Origin of the sequence: Streptomyces sp. APSN-46.1 (assembly GCF_022815725.1) — a bacterium.
Taxonomy (GTDB): Bacteria; Actinomycetota; Actinomycetes; order Streptomycetales; family Streptomycetaceae; genus Streptomyces.
The window spans coordinates 131,554-153,390 of the sequence record NZ_JALGRF010000011.1 but is presented as its reverse complement, the minus strand read 5'-3'; the positions used below and the strand labels follow the sequence as shown (position 1 = coordinate 153,390).

The window sequence follows — 21,837 nt, the reverse complement described above, 5'->3', positions numbered from 1 at the left end:
TTACTTCAGACCGATGGCGGCGCAGGCGGCCGCGTACTTCTCGGTGCAGATCTCCTCGACCTTGTAGACGCCGTCCTTGACGACGGTGTCCTTGATGTTGGCCTTGGTGAGCGAGACGACCGGGATCAGCACGGACGGGACGCCCTTGGTGGTCGGGCTGTCGATCTTGTTGTTGATGATGTCGTCGATCTTCTCGCCCTTGGCGAGGGCGACGGCCATCTCGGCGGCGGCCGCGGCCTCGGGTGCGTACGGCTTGTAGACGCTCATGAACTGCTCACCGGCGACGATGCGCTGCACACCGGCGAGTTCGGCGTCCTGCCCGGTGACCGGCGGCAGGGGGGACAGGCCGGCCGCCTTGAGGGCGGTGATGATGCCGCCGGCCATGCCGTCATTGGCGGAGTAGACGCCGATGATCTTGTCCTTGCCGAGGGCGGAGAGGGCGCCCGCCATGTTGGTGTTGGCGTTCTCCGGCTTCCACTCGACGGTGTCGTACTCCTTGCCGATGTTCACCTTGCCGTCGAGGACGGAGTGCGCACCGGACTTGAAGAGCTTGGCGTTCGGGTCGGTGACCGAACCGTTCATCATGACGATCTGGCCGTCCTTGGCCTTGTCGCCCAGCGCGTCCAGGAGCGCCTTGCCCTGGACCTTGCCGACCTCTTCGTTGTCGAAGGAGGTGTACGCGTCGATCGGGCCCTCGGCCAGACGGTCGTAGGCGACGACCGGGATGCCGGCGTCCTTGGCCTTCTTCACCGAGCCCGCGATGGCCTTGGAGTCCACCGCGTCGATGATCAGGACGTCCACCTTGTTGGTGATCATCGTGTCGACCTGCGAGTTCTGGGTGGTCGCGTCCTGCTTGGCGTTGGCGTAGACCACCTCGCCCTTGCCACCGGTGAGGTCGGCGACCTTCTTCTCGATCAGCGGCTTGTCGAACTTCTCGTAGCGCGCGGTCTGGTTCTCCGGCAGGAGTAGACCGACCTTGATCGCTTCACCCTTGGCGGCGCCGGTCTCCTTGGAACCCGTGCCGGACTCCTTGGCGCTGCCACAAGCGGCGAGGGAAACGGCCATGGCGCCGGCGGCGACGGCTACGGCGGCTCTACGCATACGCGTGTTCATTACTTGAACCTCCCTGACGAGGCCGCAACGTTGCGGCCGAGGTGGATGTGAGTCAACCCCGGCCGCAAGTTTGCCGTCAAGGAGTGAATCCTTAACGAGATGACAACGGTGCCATCCGTTATCTAACTGAAGACATGACAGCGGGCGCTCGCACTCCACTGCCATTTTCCGTCAAAAGTGTTGAATCGCCCATTTCGCTGAGCACAAGAGCCAACGCGCCGAGCACCTCCGCCCGCCCGCCCAGGGACCCCGTGAGCACCGACAACTGGCGGGCCGCGCTCGGGATGGCGTACCTCCCCACAGATTCACGGATGGGGGCCAGGACCAGTTCACCCGCCTCCGCGAGGGAGCCGCCCAGCACCACCCGGCTCGGGTTCAGGAGGTTGCAGAGGCTGGCCACGCCGCTGCCGACATGGCGGCCCACGTCGGCGATGACCCGGCGGCAGCCGGGGTCTCCGTCACGGGCCAGCTCGACCACCCGCTCCATCGTCAACTCCGGCCCGTGGCTGCCCTGGAGGAGCGGCAGGACGTAGCGCGCGGCGGCGAAGGTCTCCAGGCAGCCGCGGTTGCCGCAGCGGCAGACCGGGCCCGATTCGTCCAGCGTGATGTGCCCGATCTCGCCGGCGGTGCCGCCGGGCCCCCGGTAGATCTGACCGTTGATCACCAGTCCGGCGCCGACACCGCTGGCCACCTTGATGTACGCGAGGTCCTTTACTCCCCGGCCGCTCCCCCAGACGAGTTCACCGAGGGCCCCGAGGTTGGCGTCGTTGTCCACGTAGACGGGCACGCCGAGGCGCCGCGAGAGCTCCTGGCGGGGGTTGATCCCGGCCCAGCCCGGCAGGATCGCGGTCGAGCCCAGCGTTCCGGACTCGACGTCGATCGGGCCGGGGACGCCGAGACCGACGCCGATGACCTTCTCCCGGCCCACCCCTATGCCCTCGATCAGCCGTCCGACCAACGCTTCCGCCCGATCGAAGCCCTCCGTCCAGGACGCGTCCACGTCCAGCGGCTCGGCCTCCTCGGCCAGGACCTGGTGGGCGAGGTTTCCGACCGCCACCCGCAGATGGGTGTGGCCGAAGTCCACGCCGATCACGATGCCCGCGTCCCCGCTGAGCGAGACGCTGCGCGCCCGGCGGCCGCCGGCCGAGGTGTCGGTGACCTCGACGGTCCCGGCTTCCTTGAGCTCGCGGACGATGTTGGAGACCGTGGCCGCCGACAGTCCGGTGGCGCGGGCGATCTCCGCCTGGGTCAGCGACCCGGCGAGGCGCACGGCCCGCACGACCCTTTCGAGATTCGCACGATGCAGCGAGGACTGCGATCCGGGAGTCTGCACGACTCATCCACTCCTGCCCATAAGCGACGGCCAGCCGTCGCCCCCCGGCCGGGTCGTCGCGGCCAGGTGCTCCGAGACTCCGGCGTCTCTCCAACTTGTGAACCTTAAGTCGAGCCTTTGGGCCTCCACACGTCAAGAGGCTCACGCAGCGCGAATCTGCCCCTATCGGTCGAAAGGCGCAGAAAAGGCCTGTGCCTATTCCATTGAGGCACAGGAAGGCCCGACTCCGTTACTTGAGGGTGGCGGAGGTCAGGCCGGCCTGGATCTGGCGCTGGAAGGACAGGTAGACCACCAGCATCGGGATCATGGCGATGGTGACGCCGGCGAAGAGCACCGGCAGGTCGGTCGCGTATCCCTGCTGCTGCTGAAGCTGGATCAGGCCCTGGGTGAGCAGGTAACGCTCCGGATCGGAGCCGTCCTGCGGCTGCATCAGCACCGACGGCAGGATGTACTGGTTCCACTGGCCCAGGATGTTGAAGATCCCGACGCTGATCAGACCGGGCTTGGCCATCGGCACCATCACCTGGAAGAAGATCCGGGTGTCGGAGGCCCCGTCGATGACCGCCGCCTCGTGGACCGCCGTCGGCAGCGTCCGGAAGAAGGAATGCATGAAGAAGACGGTGAACGGCATCGAGTAGGCCACGTACACCAGGACCAGGCCGTGGTACGTGTTCAGCATGTCGAACCGCTTGACCATGAAGAACAGCGGCACCAGTGCGAGGAACACGGGGAACATCGCGCCGCTGACGAAGAAGAAGTAGACGAACCGGTTGCCCGGGAAGGGATAGCGGGCCAGGACGTAGGCCGCCATCGACCCGAGGAGCATGGTCAGCGGTACCGAGAACGCCATCACGATCAGCGTGTGGGCGAAGTAGTCGCCGATGCCCTTGTCCCAGGCGCGGCCGAAGGCGTCGAGGCTCCAGTGGGAGGGCCAGCTGAGCGCCGAGCCGCCGATCTGCGCGTCGGTCTTGAAGGAGCCGAGCGCCAGCCAGATCAGGGGCAGGACGATCAGCAGGGCCCACACGGCGAGGAAGCCGTGGGAGAAGACGTTGAGGACCGTGCCGTCCGAGCCGCTCCTCGCGCGCCGCGCCGGCCCGCCGCCCCCGCCCGACCGCTCGGCCGCCGCCTCGCCCGGTGCCTTGATGACTGTGGTCATGGTGGTCTCCGGCTCAGAACTCGATGCGCTCGCGGCGGGTGGCGCGCAGCGTGACAACAGAGAGGATCATGGTCAGGACGAGCATCACGACGCCCATGGCGCAGGCGTACCCGCTCTTGCCGAAGGTCAGGAAGTTGCGCATCAGCACCGTCGCCATGACCTCGCTGTGGTGGTCGGGGCCGCCGCCGAACTGGCCCGAGGTCATCGTCGAGACCAGGACGAACATGTCCATCGCGGCGATGCCCAGGTAGACCGCGGAGGTCTGCACAGAGTCCCACAGGAGCGGCAGGGTGACCTTGAAGAAGGTCTGGGCGCGTCCCGCGCCGTCGAGCAGGGCCGCCTCGTAGATGTCCTTCGGGACGGACTGCATGGCCGCGGAGAACAGGACGAGGTAGAAGCCGACCCCGTGCCAGACGACCACCAGCAGCAGGCACCAGAGCACGAGCGAGGGCTCGTTGAGCCATTCGATGGGCGCCCGCGGATCGACCAGGCCCATCCGGGTGAGGATTCCGTTGAGGAGCCCGCCCTCGTCGCTGCGGTACACGGCGCTGAACAGGACCGCCAGGATGGCCAGGGAGAGGACCTGCGGGAAGAAGTAGACGATCTTGTAGAACGCCGAGCCCCGCACCCCGTGCACCCCGCCGGCGGCGCCCCGGCCGCCCGCGTTCACCATGAAGGCGAAGAAGAGGGCGAGCAGGATGGTGATGGTCGGGACGAACACCAGGAGCAGCAGGTTGTGCCACAGCGCGCCGCGGAAGACCTCGTCCTTCGTCAGGGCCGAGTAGTTCTCCAGTCCGACGAAGTCGAAGGTCGGTGACTGGCCGGTCCAGTTGGTGAAGGAGTAACCGAACGTCTGCACGTACGGCCAGATGACGAAGGTCAGGTACAGCGCGAGGGGTGCGACGAGGAAGCCGGCGATGAAGCCGCCCCGCCTCCCGCCCTGGGCTACGTGGCTCATGGTGTCCGTCCCTGGTGGCGTCAGCTGCGACGGTTGTTCTTGGCGTTCGGGTCCTGAGCCGCCTTGTTCACCGCGGCCTGGGCCCGCTTGATCCACTCCTTCGGCTGGATCCGCTTGGCCATGAGCTCATTGGACGCGTCCTGGATCGCGGTGTCCATCTCGCTGTACCAGTCGGGGTACAGGTAGTTGAACGTGTTCGCCCCGGCTGCCTTCAGGGCCTTGACCGCCGACTGGGTGCCGGGCCGCAGTTGCACGCTCTGGTCGACGCCGTCCATGACCACGGTGAGCGAGTTGGCCTGCTGCGCGAACATGGTCGACCATTCGCGGGACAGCATCGAACGGATGAACTCCAGACCGCCGGGCTTGTTGGCGGCCTGCTCCGGGACGATGAACGGCTCGCCCGCGCCGGCCCGGATGGCCTCGAAGGGCAGCTTGCTGTCCGGGAGCAGCGGCATCGGCAGGAACTGCATGTCGAAGTCGTCCGGGGTCTGCTTGATCTGCTCGTTCTCCAGCCAGGAACCGGAGGGGATGAAGGCCGCCTTGTACTGGTTCCACGCCGTCTGGGATTCGGTGTGGGTCAGGCCGTTGGTCCCCGGCAGCAGCAGGCCCTTCTCGACGACCTCGTAGACCGCCTCTACGGCGGCGAGCGCGGCCGCGCTGCCCTCGAAGGCGTTCGGCTCCAGGTTGTCGATGGCCTTCATGGCCTCCAGACCGCCCTTCTTGGCGATCAGGTCCATGATGACGACGTTGATGTAGTACGGGTATTTGCCCTGGTGGGCGAGGCCGCCGAGGCCGGCGTCCTTGGCCTTCGTACAGACGTCGAGGAATGCGTCCCAGGTCTTGGGCGGGGCCCAGCCCTTCTCCTTGAAGAGCTTGCCCGAGTACCAGAAACCGAACACGGTGTAGACGTAGTTGAGCGAGACGCATTTGCCGCCCTGCATGCCCTGTTCGACGGTGCCGGGGATGAGCAGGTCCCGGACCTTCTTGTCCGGGTCGTCGAGGGAGGGCGCGTCGAGCACCGGGGTGAGGTCGGCGAGCTGGTTGCTCTTGAAGAGCACGTCCAGCTTGATCTTCTGGGCTCCGGAGTTGTCGACGACGTCCGGCGGGTTGCCGCCGTTGAAGCGCGTCTGGAGCTTTCCGGTGATCTCCTGCGTGCCCAGGTGGGAGCTGGTGGTGCCCCACTTCTTGTCGAACGCCGCTTCCCAGGCCTTGGCGTAGTCGTCTCCGAATCCGCCCTTGAAGACGACGACGTCCAGCTTGGTGCCCTTGGCGACGCCGAAGGGGTTCTCCTTGGTGATGGCCGCCTTGGCTCCGTTTCCCTTCGGCGCCGCGCCGCCGGAGGCACACGCGGACAGGAGGCTCATGGTCGGGACGGACATCAGGCCGAGTGCCGCGGAGCGCTTGATCAGATCCCGGCGGCCGAGGCCCTCACCGGTGCTGTTCTCGTCGTGGGCGGAGGTGGATCCCATGCTCAAGTCCTCGCCTTCATCAGGAGGGCCACAGGTATAGTCCGCCTCCGCTCGGATGAGCAAGATCGTGCACACGTATCTGCCCCGGCTTTTCCGAGTTGAGACCTCACCGTCACCCGCATGGCCGATAAACGACGGCCGGCATAAGCGGAAGGGCCGTACCCCCTTGTCGGGGATACGGCCCTATGGTGCCGAAGAGCGGGGCGGAGCCGAATGATTCGGCTCCGCCTGGCGCGCCCTTGGCCGCTTTGTCCCTTAGCCTCGGATGAGGTTGCGGAGCACGTACTGCATGATGCCGCCGTTGCGGTAGTAGTCCGCCTCACCCGGCGTGTCGATGCGGACGACCGCGTCGAACTCCACACCGGTGTCGGTGGTCACCTTGACGGTGCGCGGGGTGGTGCCGTTGTTCAGCTCCTCCACACCGGTGAAGGAGAAGGTCTCCTCGCCGGTGAGGCCCAGCGCGGCCGCCGAGGCGCCCTCCGGGAACTGCAGGGGCAGGACGCCCATGCCGATCAGGTTGGAGCGGTGGATGCGCTCGTAGGACTCGGCGATGACGGCCTTGACGCCGAGCAGCGCGGTGCCCTTGGCCGCCCAGTCGCGGGAGGAGCCGGAGCCGTACTCCTTGCCGGCCAGGATGACCAGCGGGATGCCGGCGGCCTGGTAGTTCTGCGAGGCGTCGTAGATGAAGGAGACCGGCGCGCCCTCGACGGTGAAGTCGCGGGTGAAGCCGCCCTCGGTGCCCGGCGCGATCTGGTTGCGCAGGCGGATGTTGGCGAACGTACCGCGGATCATGACCTCGTGGTTGCCGCGGCGGGAACCGTACGAGTTGAAGTCGCGGCGCTCGACGCCGTGCTCGGTGAGGTACTTGCCGGCCGGGGTGTCGGCCTTGATCGCACCGGCCGGGGAGATGTGGTCGGTGGTGACCGAGTCGCCCAGCTTCGCCAGCACGCGGGCGCCGGAGATGTCGGAGACCGGGGTGGTCTCCATCGTCATGCCCTCGAAGTAAGGGGGCTTGCGGACGTAGGTGGACTGCGGGTCCCACTCGAACGTGTTGCCGGTCGGGATCGACAGCGCCTGCCACTGCGCGTCACCCGCGAAGACGTCCTGGTAGGACTTGTTGAACATGTCCTCGCCGATGGCGTTCGCCACGACGTCGTTGACCTCGGCCTCGGAGGGCCAGATGTCCTTGAGGAAGACCGGGTTGCCCTCGGTGTCGATGCCGATGGCGTCCTTGGTGATGTCCACCTTCATGGAGCCCGCGATGGCGTACGCGACGACCAGCGGCGGGGAGGCCAGGTAGTTCATCTTGACGTCGGGGTTGATCCGGCCCTCGAAGTTGCGGTTGCCGGAGAGCACCGAGGTGACCGCGAGGTCGTGCTCGTTGATCACCTTCGAGATCTCCTCGTCCAGCGGACCGGAGTTGCCGATGCAGGTGGTGCAGCCGTACCCGACGAGGTTGAAGCCCATCTTGTCGAGGTACGGGGTCAGGCCGGCCTTGTCGAAGTAGTCGGTGACGACCTTCGAACCCGGGGCCAGGGTGGTCTTGACCCAGGGCTTGCGGGTCAGGCCCTTCTCGACCGCCTTCTTGGCCACGAGCGCCGCGGCGACCATGACGTAGGGGTTCGAGGTGTTGGTGCAGGAGGTGATCGCGGCGACGGTGACGGCGCCGTGGTCGATCTCGAAGGAGGTGCCGTCGGCCAGGGTGACCAGGGTCTGGCGGGTCGGCACACCGTTGTGCTCGGCGGGGGCGTCGGAGGCCGGGAAGGACTCCTTGCCCGCCTCGTCGTCGTCGGAGACGTAGTTCCGTACGTCCAGCGCGAACTGCTCGGCGGCGTTGGCGAGGACGATGCGGTCCTGCGGACGCTTCGGGCCGGCGATGGAGGGGACGACCGTGGAGAGGTCGAGCTCCAGCTTCTCGGAGAAGTCGGGCTCGGCGGCCGGGTCCAGCCACAGGCCCTGCTCCTTGGCGTACGCCTCGACGAGCGCGACCTGCTGGGCGTCGCGGCCGGTCAGGCGCAGGTACTTCAGGGTCTCGTCGTCGATCGGGAAGATCGCGGCGGTGGAGCCGAACTCCGGCGACATGTTGCCGATGGTGGCGCGGTTCGCGAGGGAGGTGGCGGCGACGCCCTGCCCGTAGAACTCGACGAACTTGCCGACGACGCCGTGCTTGCGCAGCATCTCGGTGATGGTGAGCACCAGGTCGGTGGCGGTGGTGCCGGTGGGCAGCTCGCCGGTCAGCTTGAAGCCCACGACGCGCGGGATCAGCATGGAGACCGGCTGGCCGAGCATCGCGGCCTCGGCCTCGATGCCGCCGACGCCCCAGCCCAGCACGCCCAGGCCGTTGACCATGGTGGTGTGCGAGTCGGTGCCGACGAGGGTGTCGGGGTAGGCCACGCCGTTACGGACCATGACCGTGCGGGCCAGGTGCTCGATGTTGACCTGGTGGACGATGCCGGTGCCCGGGGGGACGACCTTGAACTCGTCGAAGGCGGTCTGGCCCCAGCGCAGGAACTGGTAGCGCTCCTTGTTGCGGCCGTACTCCAGCTCCACGTTCTGGAGGAACGCGTCCGGGGTGCCGAACTTGTCGGCGATGACCGAGTGGTCGATGACCAGCTCGGCCGGGGCCAGCGGGTTGATCTTCGACGGGTCGCCGCCGAGGGCCTTCACGGCCTCACGCATGGTGGCGAGGTCCACGACGCAGGGGACGCCGGTGAAGTCCTGCATGATCACGCGGGCCGGCGTGAACTGGATCTCCTCGCTGGGCTGGGCCTGCGAGTCCCAGTTGCCGAGCGACCGGATGTGGTCGGCGGTGATGTTCGCGCCGTCCTCGGTACGGAGCAGGTTCTCCAGCAGTACCTTCAGGCTGTAGGGAAGGCGGGCAGCGCCCTCAACCTTGTCCAGCCGGAAGATCTCGTACGACTCGTCGCCCACCTGCAGCGTGCTGCGGGCGTCGAAGCTGTTCGCCGACACGACAGTCTCCTTCATGCATGAAATTCGCGCGTATAACCGCAATCCTGCCGCCACGCCCTATGGCCAATCCGCTAAGGTAGGGCTAAGTTAGGTAACCCTTACCAGCAGGGGCGGCTGCGGTACGCCTTCGGCAGATATCTCGATGTCGAGATAACTCTAGTGCATGGCCGCGTCCTGGTCATGCACGGCATGGGCGAGATCACAAGGCCTTCACCGGGTAACGCCCGGAACGGGGGCCCAACGAGGGCCCCGGGCCATACGCCCGGGGCCCTACGCCCCGGGTCCTACCGGGGGCGGGACGAGGCGCGCACCGTCAGCGCGGCGGGGACGGTGATCTGGCCGGGCGCCGGGCCCCGCGCGTCCTCCAGCAACGCGACCAGCGCGTCCACGGCGGCCTCCCCGATCACCCCGGGGCGCAGGGTCACCGTACTCACCGCCGGATCGCCCTGCGCGTACGCCGGGTCCTCGCTCGCGCAGACGAGGAGCAGCTCGTCCGGAACCCGCAGGCCGTGCCGCGCGGCGGCGGCCAGCACCTGGCGGCCGCCCGGGTCGTAGAGGGAGTAGACGGCGTCGGCGGCGCGCCCGCGGAAGACCTGGTCGAACGCGTGCCCGGGGTCGTCGTCGGGCTCGAAGCGGATCGGCAGCGGCGGTCGGCCGCGTTCCGCGCACCAGCGCTCGTACGCCTCCGTCACCGCGTACGTGTAGTGCTCGTCCCCGAATCCGCAGTGCAGCGCGATGCGCCGGGCGCCGGCCGCGGCGAGGTGGTCGAGCACCTCGCGCGTGGTCGCCGCGTGGTCGTTGTCCACCCAGACGTCCCCGGGCCGCGGGTCGGCCGGCCGGCCGTCGAAGACCACGGGGATGCCGCGGGCGCGCAGGGCGCGCAGCACCGGATCGCCCTTCGGGCTGTCGAGCAGCAGCATCCCGTCGACGGCGAGGGTGTGCCACGGGGTTCCCGCCCCGCGCTGGGCCGGCAGGGTGGTCAGGGAGTAGCCGCGGGCATGGGCGGCGGAGGTGGCGGCGGTGAGCCACTGGGAGAAGTAGGAGACCGCCACGAAGTTCCAGGCGGATCCGGCGAAGGTGGTGACGGCCAGCCCCAGGCCGCGGGTGCGGGGCGCGCGGTACGACCCGTGTCCGTACGACCCGTATCCCAGGATGGTCGCGGTCTCCCGGACCCGGCGGCGGGTGGACTCGGAGAGCCGGCCGGTGCCGTTGAGGGCGTGGGAGACCGTCGCGGTGGACACCTCCGCGGCGCGCGCGATGTCGGCGATCGTCGGTCCGGACACGCGGGCCCTCCTTCGGATTTCGTGGGCGGGGACGGGTTCTGGTTAAGGGGTTAATCACACAGTCTCCTCGCCACACCAACGTTTGGAGTGGCCATGACCTCTTCTTCTCCTTCTTCTCCTTCTTCTCCGTTTCCGTCTTCTCCGTTCCCCCTGATGTCCCGGCGGGGACTCCTCGCGGCGGCCGGGGCCGCCGGTGCGGCGGGCCTGCTGGGCGGCGGCCCGGCCGCGGCGGCCACCTCGTCCTTCTCCTCCTCGTCCTCCTCGCCCTCGTCCTCCTCCGGCAGCGGCAGCGGCGCCGGGCGCGGCTCGGCCGCGCTGGTCTTCCACCACGCCAAGGTGTTCACCGGGCTGCCCGGCGGGGCCCCCGTCGAGGCGGTGGCCGTCGGCCGGGACGGAAGGATCCTCGCCACCGGGCGGGACGCCGCGCTGCGCCGGTTCGTCGGCCGGGACACCGAGGTGGTCGACGCGCGCGGCAACACCGTGATGAGCGGCATCCACGACGGTCACGTGCACCCGCTGGGCGCCGGGGACCGGTCCCTGCGGCCCTCGCTGGAGGCCGCGGAGACCACTCTGGCGGAACTCCGCGAGATCCTCACCGGGTTCCTCGCCGACACCGGGGGCGCGGGCGCGGAGCCGGACGGCTGGCTGGTGGTGGAGGACTGGAATCCGGTCGGACTCCTGCCGACCGGGACCGTGCCGCACCACACGATGCTGGACGCCCTGCCGACCCGGCGGCCCGTCGTCCTCGTCGGCGGAGACGGGCACAACCTGTGGGCGAACGGCCGGGCCCTGGAGATCGCCGGGATCACGGCGGCCACGCCCGACCCGGTCGGCGGCAGGATCGTCAAGGATGCGGACGGGCAGCCTACGGGCGTCCTCAAGGACGACGCGCAGGACCTGGTGAAGCGGCACGTCCCCGAGCCCTCCCCGGCCGAACTGGTCGCGGCCTGCGCGAAGGTGCTGGAGCTGGCGGCCGCGTCCGGGGTCACCACGATGATGGACGCCCTGGTGGGACGGCGCGAGCTGGAGCTCTACCAGGCCCTGTCGGCGGCCGGGAAGCTGCCGCAGCGGATCGTTCCGGCCATCCGGCTGGATGCCGAGCAGACCACGGACCCGGCGGCCGCGCTGGCCTACGCGCGCGGGCTGCGGCGGGAGTTCGAGGGCGTACGGGGCCTCCGGTTCGGGATGATCAAGGTGTTCCTGGACGGGGTCATCGAGTACCCGGCGCAGACGGCCGCGCTGCTGGAGCCGTACCTCGACGGGAACGGGAAGCCGACCGCGAACCGGGGCGAGCTGTACACCTCGGCGGCGGACTACGGCCGGCTGACGGCGGCGTTCAACGAGGCGGGCTGGCAGATGCACGCCCACGGGCTGGGAGACCGGGCGGTACGGACGGCCCTGGACGGGTACGCGTACGCCCGCCGGGCGACCGGTCGGCCGGGCGGCGCCGCGGGGCGGGACCCGCGCAATGCGATCGCCCACCTGCAGATCGTGGACCCGGCGGATCTGCGGCGCTTCGCACAACTGGGCGTCGCGGCCTGTATGCAGCTCCAGTGGGCGGCGCGGGACACCTGGACGGTGGAGGCGCTGCTCCCGTACATCGGTCCGGAGCGGCACCGGTGGATGTACCCGGCCCGCAGCCTGGAGAAGGCGGGGGCCCGGCTGACGGGCGGCTCCGACTGGCCGGTGGACGCGCTCCAGGTGTGGAACCAGCTGCGGACGGCGATCGACCGGCAGGGCGCCTACGGCGCGGGCGAGCTGTACCGGGAGCTGGAGGGTCTGAGCCGGGACTCGGTGCTGCGGATGCACACCTCCGGGACGGCGTGGCAGCTGCGGCAGGAGGCCGTCACGGGCACGGTGGAGGCGGGCAAGGCGGCGGACCTGGTGCTGCTGGACCGCGATGTGACCCGCTGTCCGGTGGCCGACATCAGCGGGACCGGGGTACGCATGACCCTGGTCGGCGGGCGCGTGGTGCACGACGCGGAGTCGGCAGCGGGGAGGGCCGCCTCGGGACGGGTGGCGCGCGGGGCGGCCGGGCCGCGCCCGGCCTCGTACACCGCCGTGCACGGCGGACGGCACCGCGCGTGCGGGTGCGGTACGGGGCACTGACGGGTGGCGGGGGGCACCACGCGCGCACCGCCCCCGATATGGGACCTGACGGTCGATAACACCCTTATGCCACACCCCCTGCGAACCTCATCTCATATCTGAGATACGGTGCACCCATGGCAGACGACTACCTCGCACGCATCGGCAAGCTCATCCGTGACGCCCGGCAACACCGGGGCTGGACACAGAGTCAGCTTGCGGATGCACTCGGCACCAGCCAGAGTGCCGTCAACCGCATCGAGCGCGGCAATCAAAACATCAGCCTTGAGATGATCGCCCGAATCGGTGAAGCGCTCGACAGCGAGATCGTCTCTCTGGGCTACGCCGGCCCGATGCACCTGCGGGTCGTCGGCGGCCGCCGCCTGTCCGGCGCCATCGACGTCAAGACGAGCAAGAACGCCTGCGTGGCCCTGCTGTGCGCGTCCCTGCTGAACAAGGGCCGTACGGTCCTTCGCCGGGTCGCCCGCATCGAGGAGGTCTACCGGCTCCTCGAAGTCCTGAACTCCATCGGTGTCCGCACCCGCTGGATCAACGAGGGCGTCGACCTGGAGATCGTCCCGCCGGCCAGGCTCGACATGGACGCCATGGACGCGGACGCGGCCCGCCGGACCCGGAGCATCATCATGTTCCTGGGCCCGCTGCTGCACCGGATGGACCAGTTCCGCCTGCCGTACGCCGGCGGCTGCGACCTCGGCACCCGCACCATCGAGCCGCACATGATCGCCCTGCGCCGCTTCGGCCTGGACATCACCGCGACCGAGGGCATCTACCACGCGAAGGTCGCGGCCGGGGTCTCCCCGGTCCGCCCGATCGTGCTGACCGAGCGCGGGGACACCGTCACCGAGAACGCGCTGCTGGCCGCCGCCCGGCACGACGGCGTGACCGTCATCCGCAACGCGTCCTCCAACTACATGGTCCAGGACCTGTGCTTCTTCCTGGAGGCACTCGGCGTACGCGTGGACGGCATCGGCACGACGACGCTGACGGTCCACGGCGTCCCGACCATCGACGTGGACGTGGACTACTCCCCCTCCGAGGACCCGGTCGAGGCGATGAGCCTGCTGGCCGCCGCGGTGGTCACCGAGTCGGAGCTGACGATCCGACGGGTCCCGATCGAGTTCATGGAGATCGAGCTCGCCGTCCTGGAGGAGATGGGCCTCGACCACGACCGCTCGGCGGAGTACGTGGCCGACAACGGCCGCACCCGCCTGGTGGACCTCACGGTCCGCCCCTCGAAGCTCGAAGCCCCGATCGACAAGATCCACCCGATGCCGTTCCCCGGGCTGAACATCGACAACGTCCCGTTCTTCGCGGCCATCGCGGCCACGGCACAGGGCCAGACCCTGATCCACGACTGGGTGTACGACAACCGGGCCATCTACCTGACGGACCTGAACCGCCTCGGCGGCCGCCTCCAACTCCTGGACCCCCACCGCGTCCTGGTCGAAGGCCCCACCCGCTGGCGCGCGGCGGAGATGATGTGCCCGCCGGCCCTGCGCCCGGCGGTGGTCGTCCTCCTCGCGATGATGGCAGCGGAGGGCACCTCGGTCCTGCGCAACGTCTACGTCATCAACCGCGGCTACGAGGAACTCGCGGAACGCCTCAACTCGGTCGGCGCCCAGATCGAAATCTTCCGCGACATCTAGGGACCACACCGCGGCCGCGGGAACCTCCACCGGAATGAGGGATGTCCGGCAGCGCAAACCGGCCGGTAGGGTGCTGCCCTTGCTCGACGGAGGTACGACCATGGACGACGACGGCTTCGCCTGGCGGCCTCTGGCCGCGGTGGAGAACTACGCGGCGGCCTGCCGGATGCTCAACCCCGCACCGCAGCCGCAGCAGTCCACTCAGCCCGAGCCGAAGAAGCAGCCCGGTCGGCACCGCAAGCCCTGACCAGCGGAACCGGGCGGCGAGCGCCTCGACCTCCTGCGGGGACGCGGCGTGTCGGGCGTGTCGGGCGTGCGCCTGGCGGTCGAGGCGCTCCAGGACGGAGGGCTTCGGGATACGGCACACTGGCCGGTGTGCGGGCGCCGGGGTTCGGCCGGTGGGGCACGGCCGAAAGGGGGGCGCATGACCGGGACCGCACCGACCGCGAGCCTTGGCGGATGGCGTCGGGCGCCCTTCGCCGCCGGGGGCCTCACGTACGACTGCTACGAGAAGGGCGAGGGCCCCGGTGTGGTGCTGCTGCCGGAGGTGCCCGGCATCACCCCCGAGGTGCTCGGCCTGGCCGAGCACCTGGTGGCCGAGGGGTTCACCGTCGTGATGCCGTCGCTGTTCGGGACTCCCGGCAAGCCCGGCACCCTCGCCCGCACGGCGGTGGTCAGCGCCCGGGTGTGCGTCTCGGCGGAGTTCCGGGCCTTCGCCACGAACGCCCGGCGGCCCGTCGCCGATTACCTCAGGGCCCTGGCCCGCGATCTCGCGGCTCGTACGCCCGCCGCCGGGGTCGGTGTCATCGGCATGTGCTTCACCGGCGGCTTCGCCCTGGCCGCCGCCGTGGACGGCGCCGTTCTTGCCCCCGTCCTGAGCCAGCCCTCGGTCCCGGTCGCCCTGACCGCCACCCGGCGCGCTGACGCGGGCGTGTCCGAGGACGAGCTGCGGCGCGTCGTCGACCGCACCCGGGACGAGGGCCTGTGTGTGCTGGGCCTGCGCTTCAGTGCGGACCCGCTGGCCCCGGAGGAACGTTTCAGCACCCTGCGGGCCCGGCTCGGAAGCGCCTTCGAGGTCATCCGGCTCGACTCCGCGCAGGGCAACGGCGGGGGCTTCGGCCGCATGGCCCACTCGGTCCTGACCCGCGAGGTCCGCGAAACCCCGGGCCATCTCGCCCTCAAGGCCCGCGAGGACGTCACGGCTTTCCTCCACGACCGGCTGGGTGGCTGAGTGGCTGAACCGCTGAGTGGCTGAACCCGCCGCCGGCCTCGGACCCGGTAGCTTCGGCGTATGACGAGTACGTGGCTCCCGCCCGCCGAGTACATCAAGACCATCGCGCAGGCCACCAGTTACGCCTGCCTGTACTTCACCGACACCGCCGGACGGCCCGTGCAGCTGCGGGCCACCTACTCGGCCGAGCCCTGGCAGTGGCCCGGCGGGAACATGGACCCCGGCGAGTCGCCCTGGCAGTGCGCGGTCCGCGAGTGCCTGGAGGAGACCGGCATGGTCTTCGAGGGCGAACCGAGGCTCCTCGGCACCCACTTCATCGGACATCAGGGCGAGGCCTGGCCCGCGAACCACATCGGGTTCATCTTCGACGGAGGCACGCTCACCGACGAGCAGATCGACTCCTTCGTCCTCGATCCCGCGGAACACTCCGAGCTCCAGGTCCACACCATGGAGGAGTGGGAGGCGATCATGACACCCGTCAACTTCGACCGGCTCAGGGAGATCGACGCCGCCCGGAGGTCAGGGACGGTGGCCTACCTGGAGCGGTAGCCCCGTTTCCGGGGCGCGCGCGGCGTGCGGGGCATATGCTGCGGCGGTTCCGCGCCGTACCGCGCCGTACCAGTCTTGGGGGCAACCATGTTCCACCGTCGGAGATGTGCCGTGGCGGGCGCCATAGGCGCGGTCATCCTGCTCAGCGCCGGGTGTGAGGACACCGGCACCGCGCCGAAGAACGGGGCGAGCGCCGCCGCGTCGGGCTCGGCCTCGCCGTCCTCCCCGCCCGGCGCGTCCGCCGCGCGGCCCGTGATGCCGCAGGTGGTCGGTGAACGCCTCCTCGACGCCACCGTCCTCGTCAAGAAGGTGATCAGCGCGCCGGCCGAGCTGGTGAGCGCGTACGGCGATGTCACGCTGCCCGCTGACCCCATGGCGTGGACGGTGTGCTTCCAGACCCCGGCGTCGGACAGCGCCGTGACGCCCGAGAGCGCCGTCGAGCTGTCGCTGACCGCCCCGGGTACGGCCTGCCCCGAGCGGGCCGGCGCCTCGCTGCGCCCCTCCAAGACCCCCGCGCCCGCCCCGACCCCGACACTCACCCGGATCCCGGCCCCGGCGAAGCCGCCGACGGCGCCCAAGACGCCGCCTCCGGCCGATGGCGGCGGAGCCGTCTACTTCAAGAACTGCGACGCCGCGAAGGCCGCCGGCAAGGCGCCGCTGCGGCGCGGTCAGCCCGGCTACCGCGACGCCCTCGACCGGGACAAGGACGGCATCGCCTGCGACAGGGGCTGACACCGGGAAGTCAACCGGGCTCGCCAGCACGGCCGTTGACCCGGCAGAATCGTTGCGTCGGTACGGGACCAGGGGGGCGCCATGGCAGTCGGATCACACACAGGGGGCAGTACGGAGGTACCCGGGCTCGCGGGGGTGCCGCTGCTCGGTTCGCTCTTCGACCTGAAGTCGGACTCGCTCGGCACCTACCTGCGGGCCCAGCACGCGCACGGTGACGTCGTACGGATCACCGCCGGCCCGCCCGGGCTGCGCGCCGAGCTGTACTGCGTCTTCTCCCCGGAGGGCGTCCAGCAGGTGCTCGGCTCGGAGTCGGCCAACTTCCGCAAGGACAACTCCTTCTACCAGGAGGTCCGCGAGTCCTTCGGCAACGGCCTGTTGACCAGCCAGGACGAGGACTACCTGCGCCAGCGCCGGCTGGTCCAGCCGCTGTTCACCAAGCGCCGCGTGGACGGGTACGCGGGCGCGGTCGCCGCCGAGACGGAACTGACGCTCGCCGCCTGGCGCGGGGCCGAGGTCGTCGACGTGTCGGACGAGATGATGCGCCTCGCGCTCCGCGCGGTGACCCGCATCCTCTTCGGCACCGACGGGGACGCCGCGGTCGACGTCGTGGACCGGTGCTTTCCGGTCATCACCGAGTACGTACTGCGCCGCGGCTACTCCCCCGCCAACTTCCCGCGCAACTGGCCGACTCCGGGCAACAAGCGGGCGGCCGCCGCGCTGGACGAGCTGCACGCGGTGTGCGACAAGATCGTCGCGGAGCGGCTCGGCGACGGCTCCCGCACGGACGCCGGCGCTGGCGCTGGCGCAGAAGGCTCGGAGGGCGAGGACCTGCTGAGCCTGCTCGCCGGCGCCAAGAGCACGCAGGACGCGGAGTTCGACGCCGTCGAGCTGCGCGAGCAGGTGCTCATCTTCCTGCTCGCCGGCCACGAGACGACCGCCACCTCCCTGGCCTTCGCCCTGCACCTGCTGGCCCGCCACCCCGAGCAGCAGAGGCGGGCCCGCGAGGAGATCTCCCGCGTGCTGGGCGACCGTACGCCGGAGGCCGCCGACCTCGACCGGCTCCCGTACCTCACGCAGGTGCTCAAGGAGGCGATGCGGCTCTACCCGGCGGCTCCGGTCATCGGCCGCCGGGCCGTCGCGGACGCCCGGGTCGGCGGACACACCATCCCGGCGGGCGCGGACGTGATCCTGGCCCCGTGGGTGACGCACCGCCACGCGCGCCACTGGCCGGACCCGGACCGCTTCGACCCCGACCGCTTCACCCCGGAGGCCGAGGCCGGGCGCCCGCGCTACGCCTGGTTCCCGTTCGGCGGCGGCCCGCGCGCCTGCATCGGTCAGCACTTCTCGATGCTGGAGTCGGTGATCGCGCTGGCGATGATCCTGCGGGCGTACGAGTTCGAGGCCGTCGACGCCGACATCCCGGTCAGCGCCGGTATCACCCTGCGGGCGAACGGACCGGCGCGCTGCCGGCTCAGGAGCCTGGCCGGGTAGCGCGCATCCGGCCCTCACGGCCCGATGGACGACGGCTCCTACTTCACCGCCGTCGGCGTGTGGTTGCCCTGGAGGCGTTCGAGGTCCGAGGGGCGGACCTGGATGACGGTCAGCGCGATGAGGGCGCCGACCAGGGTGAACGCGGCCGCCGCGGTGAAGGCCGAGCTCACGCCCGCGGTGAGGACCACATCGCCCCAGGGGTCCGGAAGCTGCCCGGTGCGCAGGAAGACGGCCCGCTGTTCGGGATCGGCCGTGGCCAGGAAGGCGGGCACCTGCGTCCGGGCCTCGTTGCGACTGGCCGTGCCGAAGACGGTGACCAGGATGGACAGGCCCAGCGAGCCGCCCACCTGCTGGGTCGTGTTGAGCAGTCCGGAGGCCGCGCCCGACTCGCGGTCGGGGACGTTGGACAGGGCCATCAGGGTCAGCGAGACGAACTGCAGGCCCATGCCGAGGGCGAAGAAGAGTATCGGGCCCAGGAGGCTGCCCAGGTACGTCGAGTGGATGTCGGTCCGCGTCAGCCAGGCCAGGCCGATCGCCGAGGACAGCGCGCCCCCGACCATGAAGGGCTTGGGCCCGAACCTGGGCAGGAGCTGGGAGGCGGTGGCCGCGCCGACCGCGACGAGCACGCTCACCGGCAGAAAGGCGAAGCCCGCTTGCAGGGGGCTGAAGTCCAGCACGTTCTGCACGAAGAGGGTCAGGAAGAAGAACATGCCGAAGATCGCGCAGGCGAGCATGAGCATGATCCCGTACGTCCCTGCCCGGTTGCGGTCGGCGAACATGTGCAGGGGGGTGATCGGCTGCGCCGAGCGCCTCTCGTTGACGATGAAGAGGGTCAGCAGGACCACGGCGATGCCGAAGGAGCCGAGCGTCAGCGGGTCGCGCCAGCCCTCCTGGGCCGCGCGGATGAACCCGTAGACGAGCGTGACCATGCCGACGGTGGACAGCAGCGCGCCGGCGACGTCGAAGTGTCCGGGGTGGCGTGCGGACTCGCGGAGGACCTTCGAGGCCAACAGCGCGATCACCACGGCGATCGGGACGTTGACGAAGAGCACCCAGCGCCAGTCGAGCCATTCGACGAGCACCCCGCCCGCGACGAGGCCGATCGCGCCGCCGCCGGCGGAGACGGCGGCGAACACGCCGAACGCCCGGTTGCGTTTCGGGCCTTCGCGGAAGGTCGTGGTGATCAGCGCGAGCGCGGTCGGGGAGGCGATGGCGCCGCCGACACCTTGCAGGGCCCGGGCGGCCATCAACTGGCCGGAGTCGTGGGCGAATCCGCCGAGCAGCGAGGCAAGGCCGAAGAGCAGCACGCCGGAGATGAAGACGCGCTTGCGGCCGAGGATGTCGCCGGTGCGGCCGCCGAGGAGCAGCAGTCCGCCGAAGGTGAGCGTGTAGGCGTTGACGACCCAGGAGAGGCTCTCGGTGGAGAAGTCGAGGGCGGTCTGGATGTGCGGCAGCGCGATGTTCACGATGGTGATGTCGAGAACGACCATGAGTTGGCACGAGGCGATCACGACCAGCGCGAGCCCGTTCCCGCTGCCTCGGAGCTTGCCGTCGGTCCCGCTTCTGGTCGGCGATGCGTTCCGGTCCACCTTTTCGACGCTAAGCCCGCACACCCAGGGTCACCACTCGAACGGCCTAGTCTATATGAGATGTACAATGTGGTATTTCACATGTCACACTCTGTGTTATGGACGATTTCCTCAGGCTCTCCGCGAGCACGGCCCGCTTCACGTACGGCGCACCGCGCGCGTTCTCCTTCGGAGACGACGGCCGACTGCTCTGGTTCCTCCGCTCCACCGGCCCCACCGACGCCTTCGACAGCCTCTGGGTCCTCGACACCGCGACCGGCGCCGAGACCCGGCTGGCGGATCCCCGCGAACTGTGCCCGGAGCCCGGCCCCCTCCCCGTCGCGGAGCGGCGCCTGCGCGAGCGGACCCGGCTCGTCGCCGCGGGCATCGGCTCCTACGCGCTCTCCGGCGACGGCCGCAGCGCCGTCTTCCCCCTCTACGGGCGGCTGTACGCGGTCACCTGCGACGGAAGCGGACAGCCCGTCGGGGAGCCCAAGGAGATCCCCGCCGCGGGACCGGTCTTCGACCCCCGGCCCGACGCCGACGGCACCCGCGTCGCGTACGTCGCCGACGACGCGCTGTACACCGCCCCGGGCGGCCGGGTCAGCCCCGCCGACGGCGCCCGCTGGGGCGTCGCCGAGTTCGCCGCCGCCGAGGAACTGGGCCGCGCCCGGGGCCACTGGTGGTCCCCCGACGGGCTCGCCCTGCTGGCCGCCCGCGTCGACGAATCCGCCCTCCAGCGACGGCACTTCGCCGACCCGGCGCATCCCGAACTCCCGGCCGAGGACTTCGCGTACCCCGAGGCGGGCGGCCCGAACGCCGACGTCCAGCTGTGGATCCTCGGGCCGCAGGACCGGCGCGTACGGCTCGACTGGGACGCCGAGACCTACCCGTACGTCTCCGACGCGAGCTGGCCCGCCGGTGACACGGGCGCCGGGGAGATCCTGCTGACCGTGCAGGACCGGCTCCAGCAGAACGTGCTGCTGCTCACCGCCGACCCGGCCACCGACCGTACCCGGGAGCTCTCCCGCACCACGCACCCCCACTGGGTGGACCCGCTGCTGCCCGGCACCCCGGCCCGGCTCCCCGACGGGCGGATGCTCACCTCGGCCGACACTCCGGGCGGAGCCGCCCGCGCCCTCGCGCTGGACGGGGAACCGCTCACCGGGGACGGGATCCAGGTCCGCCGGGTGGCCGGGGTCCACGAGGGCCGGCTCCTCATCGAGGCCGGGCAGCGCGACCCCGCCGAACAGCAGGTCCTGCTGCTGGACCCGGACACCGGGGAGCTGACCCCCGTCGCGGACGGGCCCGGAGTGCACTCCGTGTCGGCCTCGGCCGGGGTCCTGCTGCTGACCTCCGCCGACGCCGACGGGATACGCCGGACCGTACGCACCCCCGACGGGCGGGAGTTCGTCCCGGCCGACCTGAGCGAGCCGCTGCCGTACCGGGTGACCCCGCTGCTGGAGCGAGTCACCGAGCACCGCGTCCCCACCGCGCTCGTCCTGCCCCGCGACCATGTGCCCGGCCGGCGGCTGCCCGTCCTCATGGACAGCTACGGCGGCCCCGGCTACCAGGACGTCTGCGCCGAGCCGCGCCGCTGGCAGGCCCGCCAGTGGTGGGCCGACCAGGGCTTCGCCGTGGTCACCGTCGACAACCGCGGCACCCCGTACGTCTCGCCCGCCTTCACCCACGCCATGTACCGCGGCTTCTCCGAGGTCACTCTGGAGGACCAGGTCGCGGCCCTGCGCGCACTCGGCGAGCGCCACCCGGACCTGGACCTCGGCCGGGTCGGGATCCGCGGCTGGTCGTACGGCGGCTACCTGTCCGCCCTGGCCGTGCTGCGCCGCCCGGACGTCTTCCACGCGGCGGCCGCCGGGGCCGCGCCGACCGACTTCCGGCAGTACGACACGGCGTACACCGAGCGGTACCTGGGCCTGCCCCAGGAGCACTCGGAGGTCTACGAGCGGGACTCGCTGATCCCGGACGCGCCCCGGCTGACCCGGCCCCTCATGCTGGTCACCGGCCTGGCCGACGACAACGTCCACCCCTCGCACACCCTGCGCCTCTCCCGGACCCTGACGGACGCGGGCCGCCCGCACCAGCTACTGGCCCTGCCCGGTGTCACGCACATGACCCCGCACGGCGCGCGGGAGAAGACCATGGCACTGGAACTGGAGTTCTTCCGCCGGGAACTGACTCCGGGCGCCTGAGGGACGGCTGACGGGCGGC

Annotated in this window: 16 protein-coding genes; 8 read left to right on the top strand and 8 right to left on the bottom strand. The window is 70.3% G+C overall.

The annotated features are described in order from the left end of the window. The 7 genes from MTF65_RS24790 to MTF65_RS30550 all read right to left on the bottom strand — a co-directional run bounded on the left by MTF65_RS24790 (position 1) and on the right by MTF65_RS30550 (position 10,282). Complete coding sequence (locus MTF65_RS24790) at positions 1-1,113, bottom strand: substrate-binding domain-containing protein (protein ID WP_243631147.1); 1,113 nt, start codon at positions 1,111-1,113, stop codon at positions 1-3. Positions 1,114-1,231: 118 nt separating this feature from the next. Further along, positions 1,232-2,446, bottom strand: coding sequence for an ROK family transcriptional regulator (locus MTF65_RS24785; protein ID WP_243631146.1), 1,215 nt, complete (start codon positions 2,444-2,446; stop codon positions 1,232-1,234). 229 nt (positions 2,447-2,675) lie between these two features. Next, positions 2,676-3,602, bottom strand: coding sequence for a carbohydrate ABC transporter permease (locus tag MTF65_RS24780; RefSeq protein WP_243631145.1), 927 nt, complete (start codon positions 3,600-3,602; stop codon positions 2,676-2,678). A 13-nt stretch (positions 3,603-3,615) separates the two neighbouring features. Further along, on the bottom strand, positions 3,616-4,560 hold the full coding sequence (locus MTF65_RS24775; protein WP_243631144.1) for a carbohydrate ABC transporter permease: 945 nt from the start codon (positions 4,558-4,560) through the stop codon (positions 3,616-3,618). Positions 4,561-4,580: 20 nt separating this feature from the next. Continuing rightward, entirely contained in the window at positions 4,581-6,029 is a 1,449-nt protein-coding gene (gene ngcE, locus MTF65_RS24770; protein ID WP_243631143.1) for an N-acetylglucosamine/diacetylchitobiose ABC transporter substrate-binding protein, read from the bottom strand. 255 nt (positions 6,030-6,284) lie between these two features. Continuing rightward, the gene (acnA, locus tag MTF65_RS24765; RefSeq protein WP_243631142.1) at positions 6,285-9,014 is read right to left on the bottom strand and encodes an aconitate hydratase AcnA; all 2,730 of its coding nucleotides are present in this window, start codon (positions 9,012-9,014) and stop codon (positions 6,285-6,287) included. Positions 9,015-9,283: 269 nt separating this feature from the next. Further along, positions 9,284-10,282: a LacI family DNA-binding transcriptional regulator gene (locus MTF65_RS30550; protein ID WP_243631141.1), complete on the bottom strand. Its 999-nt coding sequence runs from the start codon at positions 10,280-10,282 to the stop codon at positions 9,284-9,286. Between the two features lie 153 nt (positions 10,283-10,435). On the opposite strand from MTF65_RS30550, the gene MTF65_RS24755 reads away from it, so the two are divergent. The 7 genes from MTF65_RS24755 to MTF65_RS24725 all read left to right on the top strand — a co-directional run bounded on the left by MTF65_RS24755 (position 10,436) and on the right by MTF65_RS24725 (position 18,040). Then, the gene (locus MTF65_RS24755; RefSeq protein WP_243631140.1) at positions 10,436-12,391 is read left to right on the top strand and encodes an amidohydrolase; all 1,956 of its coding nucleotides are present in this window, start codon (positions 10,436-10,438) and stop codon (positions 12,389-12,391) included. 116 nt (positions 12,392-12,507) lie between these two features. Beyond that, positions 12,508-14,037: a UDP-N-acetylglucosamine 1-carboxyvinyltransferase gene (locus MTF65_RS24750; protein ID WP_243631139.1), complete on the top strand. Its 1,530-nt coding sequence runs from the start codon at positions 12,508-12,510 to the stop codon at positions 14,035-14,037. A 79-nt stretch (positions 14,038-14,116) separates the two neighbouring features. Next, positions 14,117-14,284, top strand: coding sequence for a DUF6087 family protein (locus MTF65_RS24745; protein WP_243631138.1), 168 nt, complete (start codon positions 14,117-14,119; stop codon positions 14,282-14,284). 177 nt (positions 14,285-14,461) lie between these two features. Beyond that, positions 14,462-15,268: a dienelactone hydrolase family protein gene (locus MTF65_RS24740; RefSeq protein ID WP_243631137.1), complete on the top strand. Its 807-nt coding sequence runs from the start codon at positions 14,462-14,464 to the stop codon at positions 15,266-15,268. A 60-nt stretch (positions 15,269-15,328) separates the two neighbouring features. Next, positions 15,329-15,817, top strand: a complete 489-nt coding sequence (locus MTF65_RS24735; protein WP_243631136.1) for an NUDIX domain-containing protein — start codon at positions 15,329-15,331, stop codon at positions 15,815-15,817. 111 nt (positions 15,818-15,928) lie between these two features. Continuing rightward, complete coding sequence (locus tag MTF65_RS24730) at positions 15,929-16,549, top strand: excalibur calcium-binding domain-containing protein (protein ID WP_243631135.1); 621 nt, start codon at positions 15,929-15,931, stop codon at positions 16,547-16,549. 81 nt (positions 16,550-16,630) lie between these two features. After that, the gene (locus MTF65_RS24725) at positions 16,631-18,040 is read left to right on the top strand and encodes a cytochrome P450 (RefSeq protein WP_243631134.1); all 1,410 of its coding nucleotides are present in this window, start codon (positions 16,631-16,633) and stop codon (positions 18,038-18,040) included. Between the two features lie 38 nt (positions 18,041-18,078). Here MTF65_RS24725 and MTF65_RS24720 read toward each other — a convergent pair whose 3' ends face one another. After that, positions 18,079-19,629 carry an MFS transporter gene (locus MTF65_RS24720; protein ID WP_243631133.1) on the bottom strand — a complete coding sequence of 517 codons (1,551 nt, stop codon included), beginning with the start codon at positions 19,627-19,629 and terminating at the stop codon, positions 18,079-18,081. 98 nt (positions 19,630-19,727) lie between these two features. Between MTF65_RS24720 and MTF65_RS24715 the strand changes: the two genes are divergently transcribed. Beyond that, positions 19,728-21,818, top strand: coding sequence for a prolyl oligopeptidase family serine peptidase (locus MTF65_RS24715; protein ID WP_243631132.1), 2,091 nt, complete (start codon positions 19,728-19,730; stop codon positions 21,816-21,818). Positions 21,819-21,837: the final 19 nt, after the last annotated feature.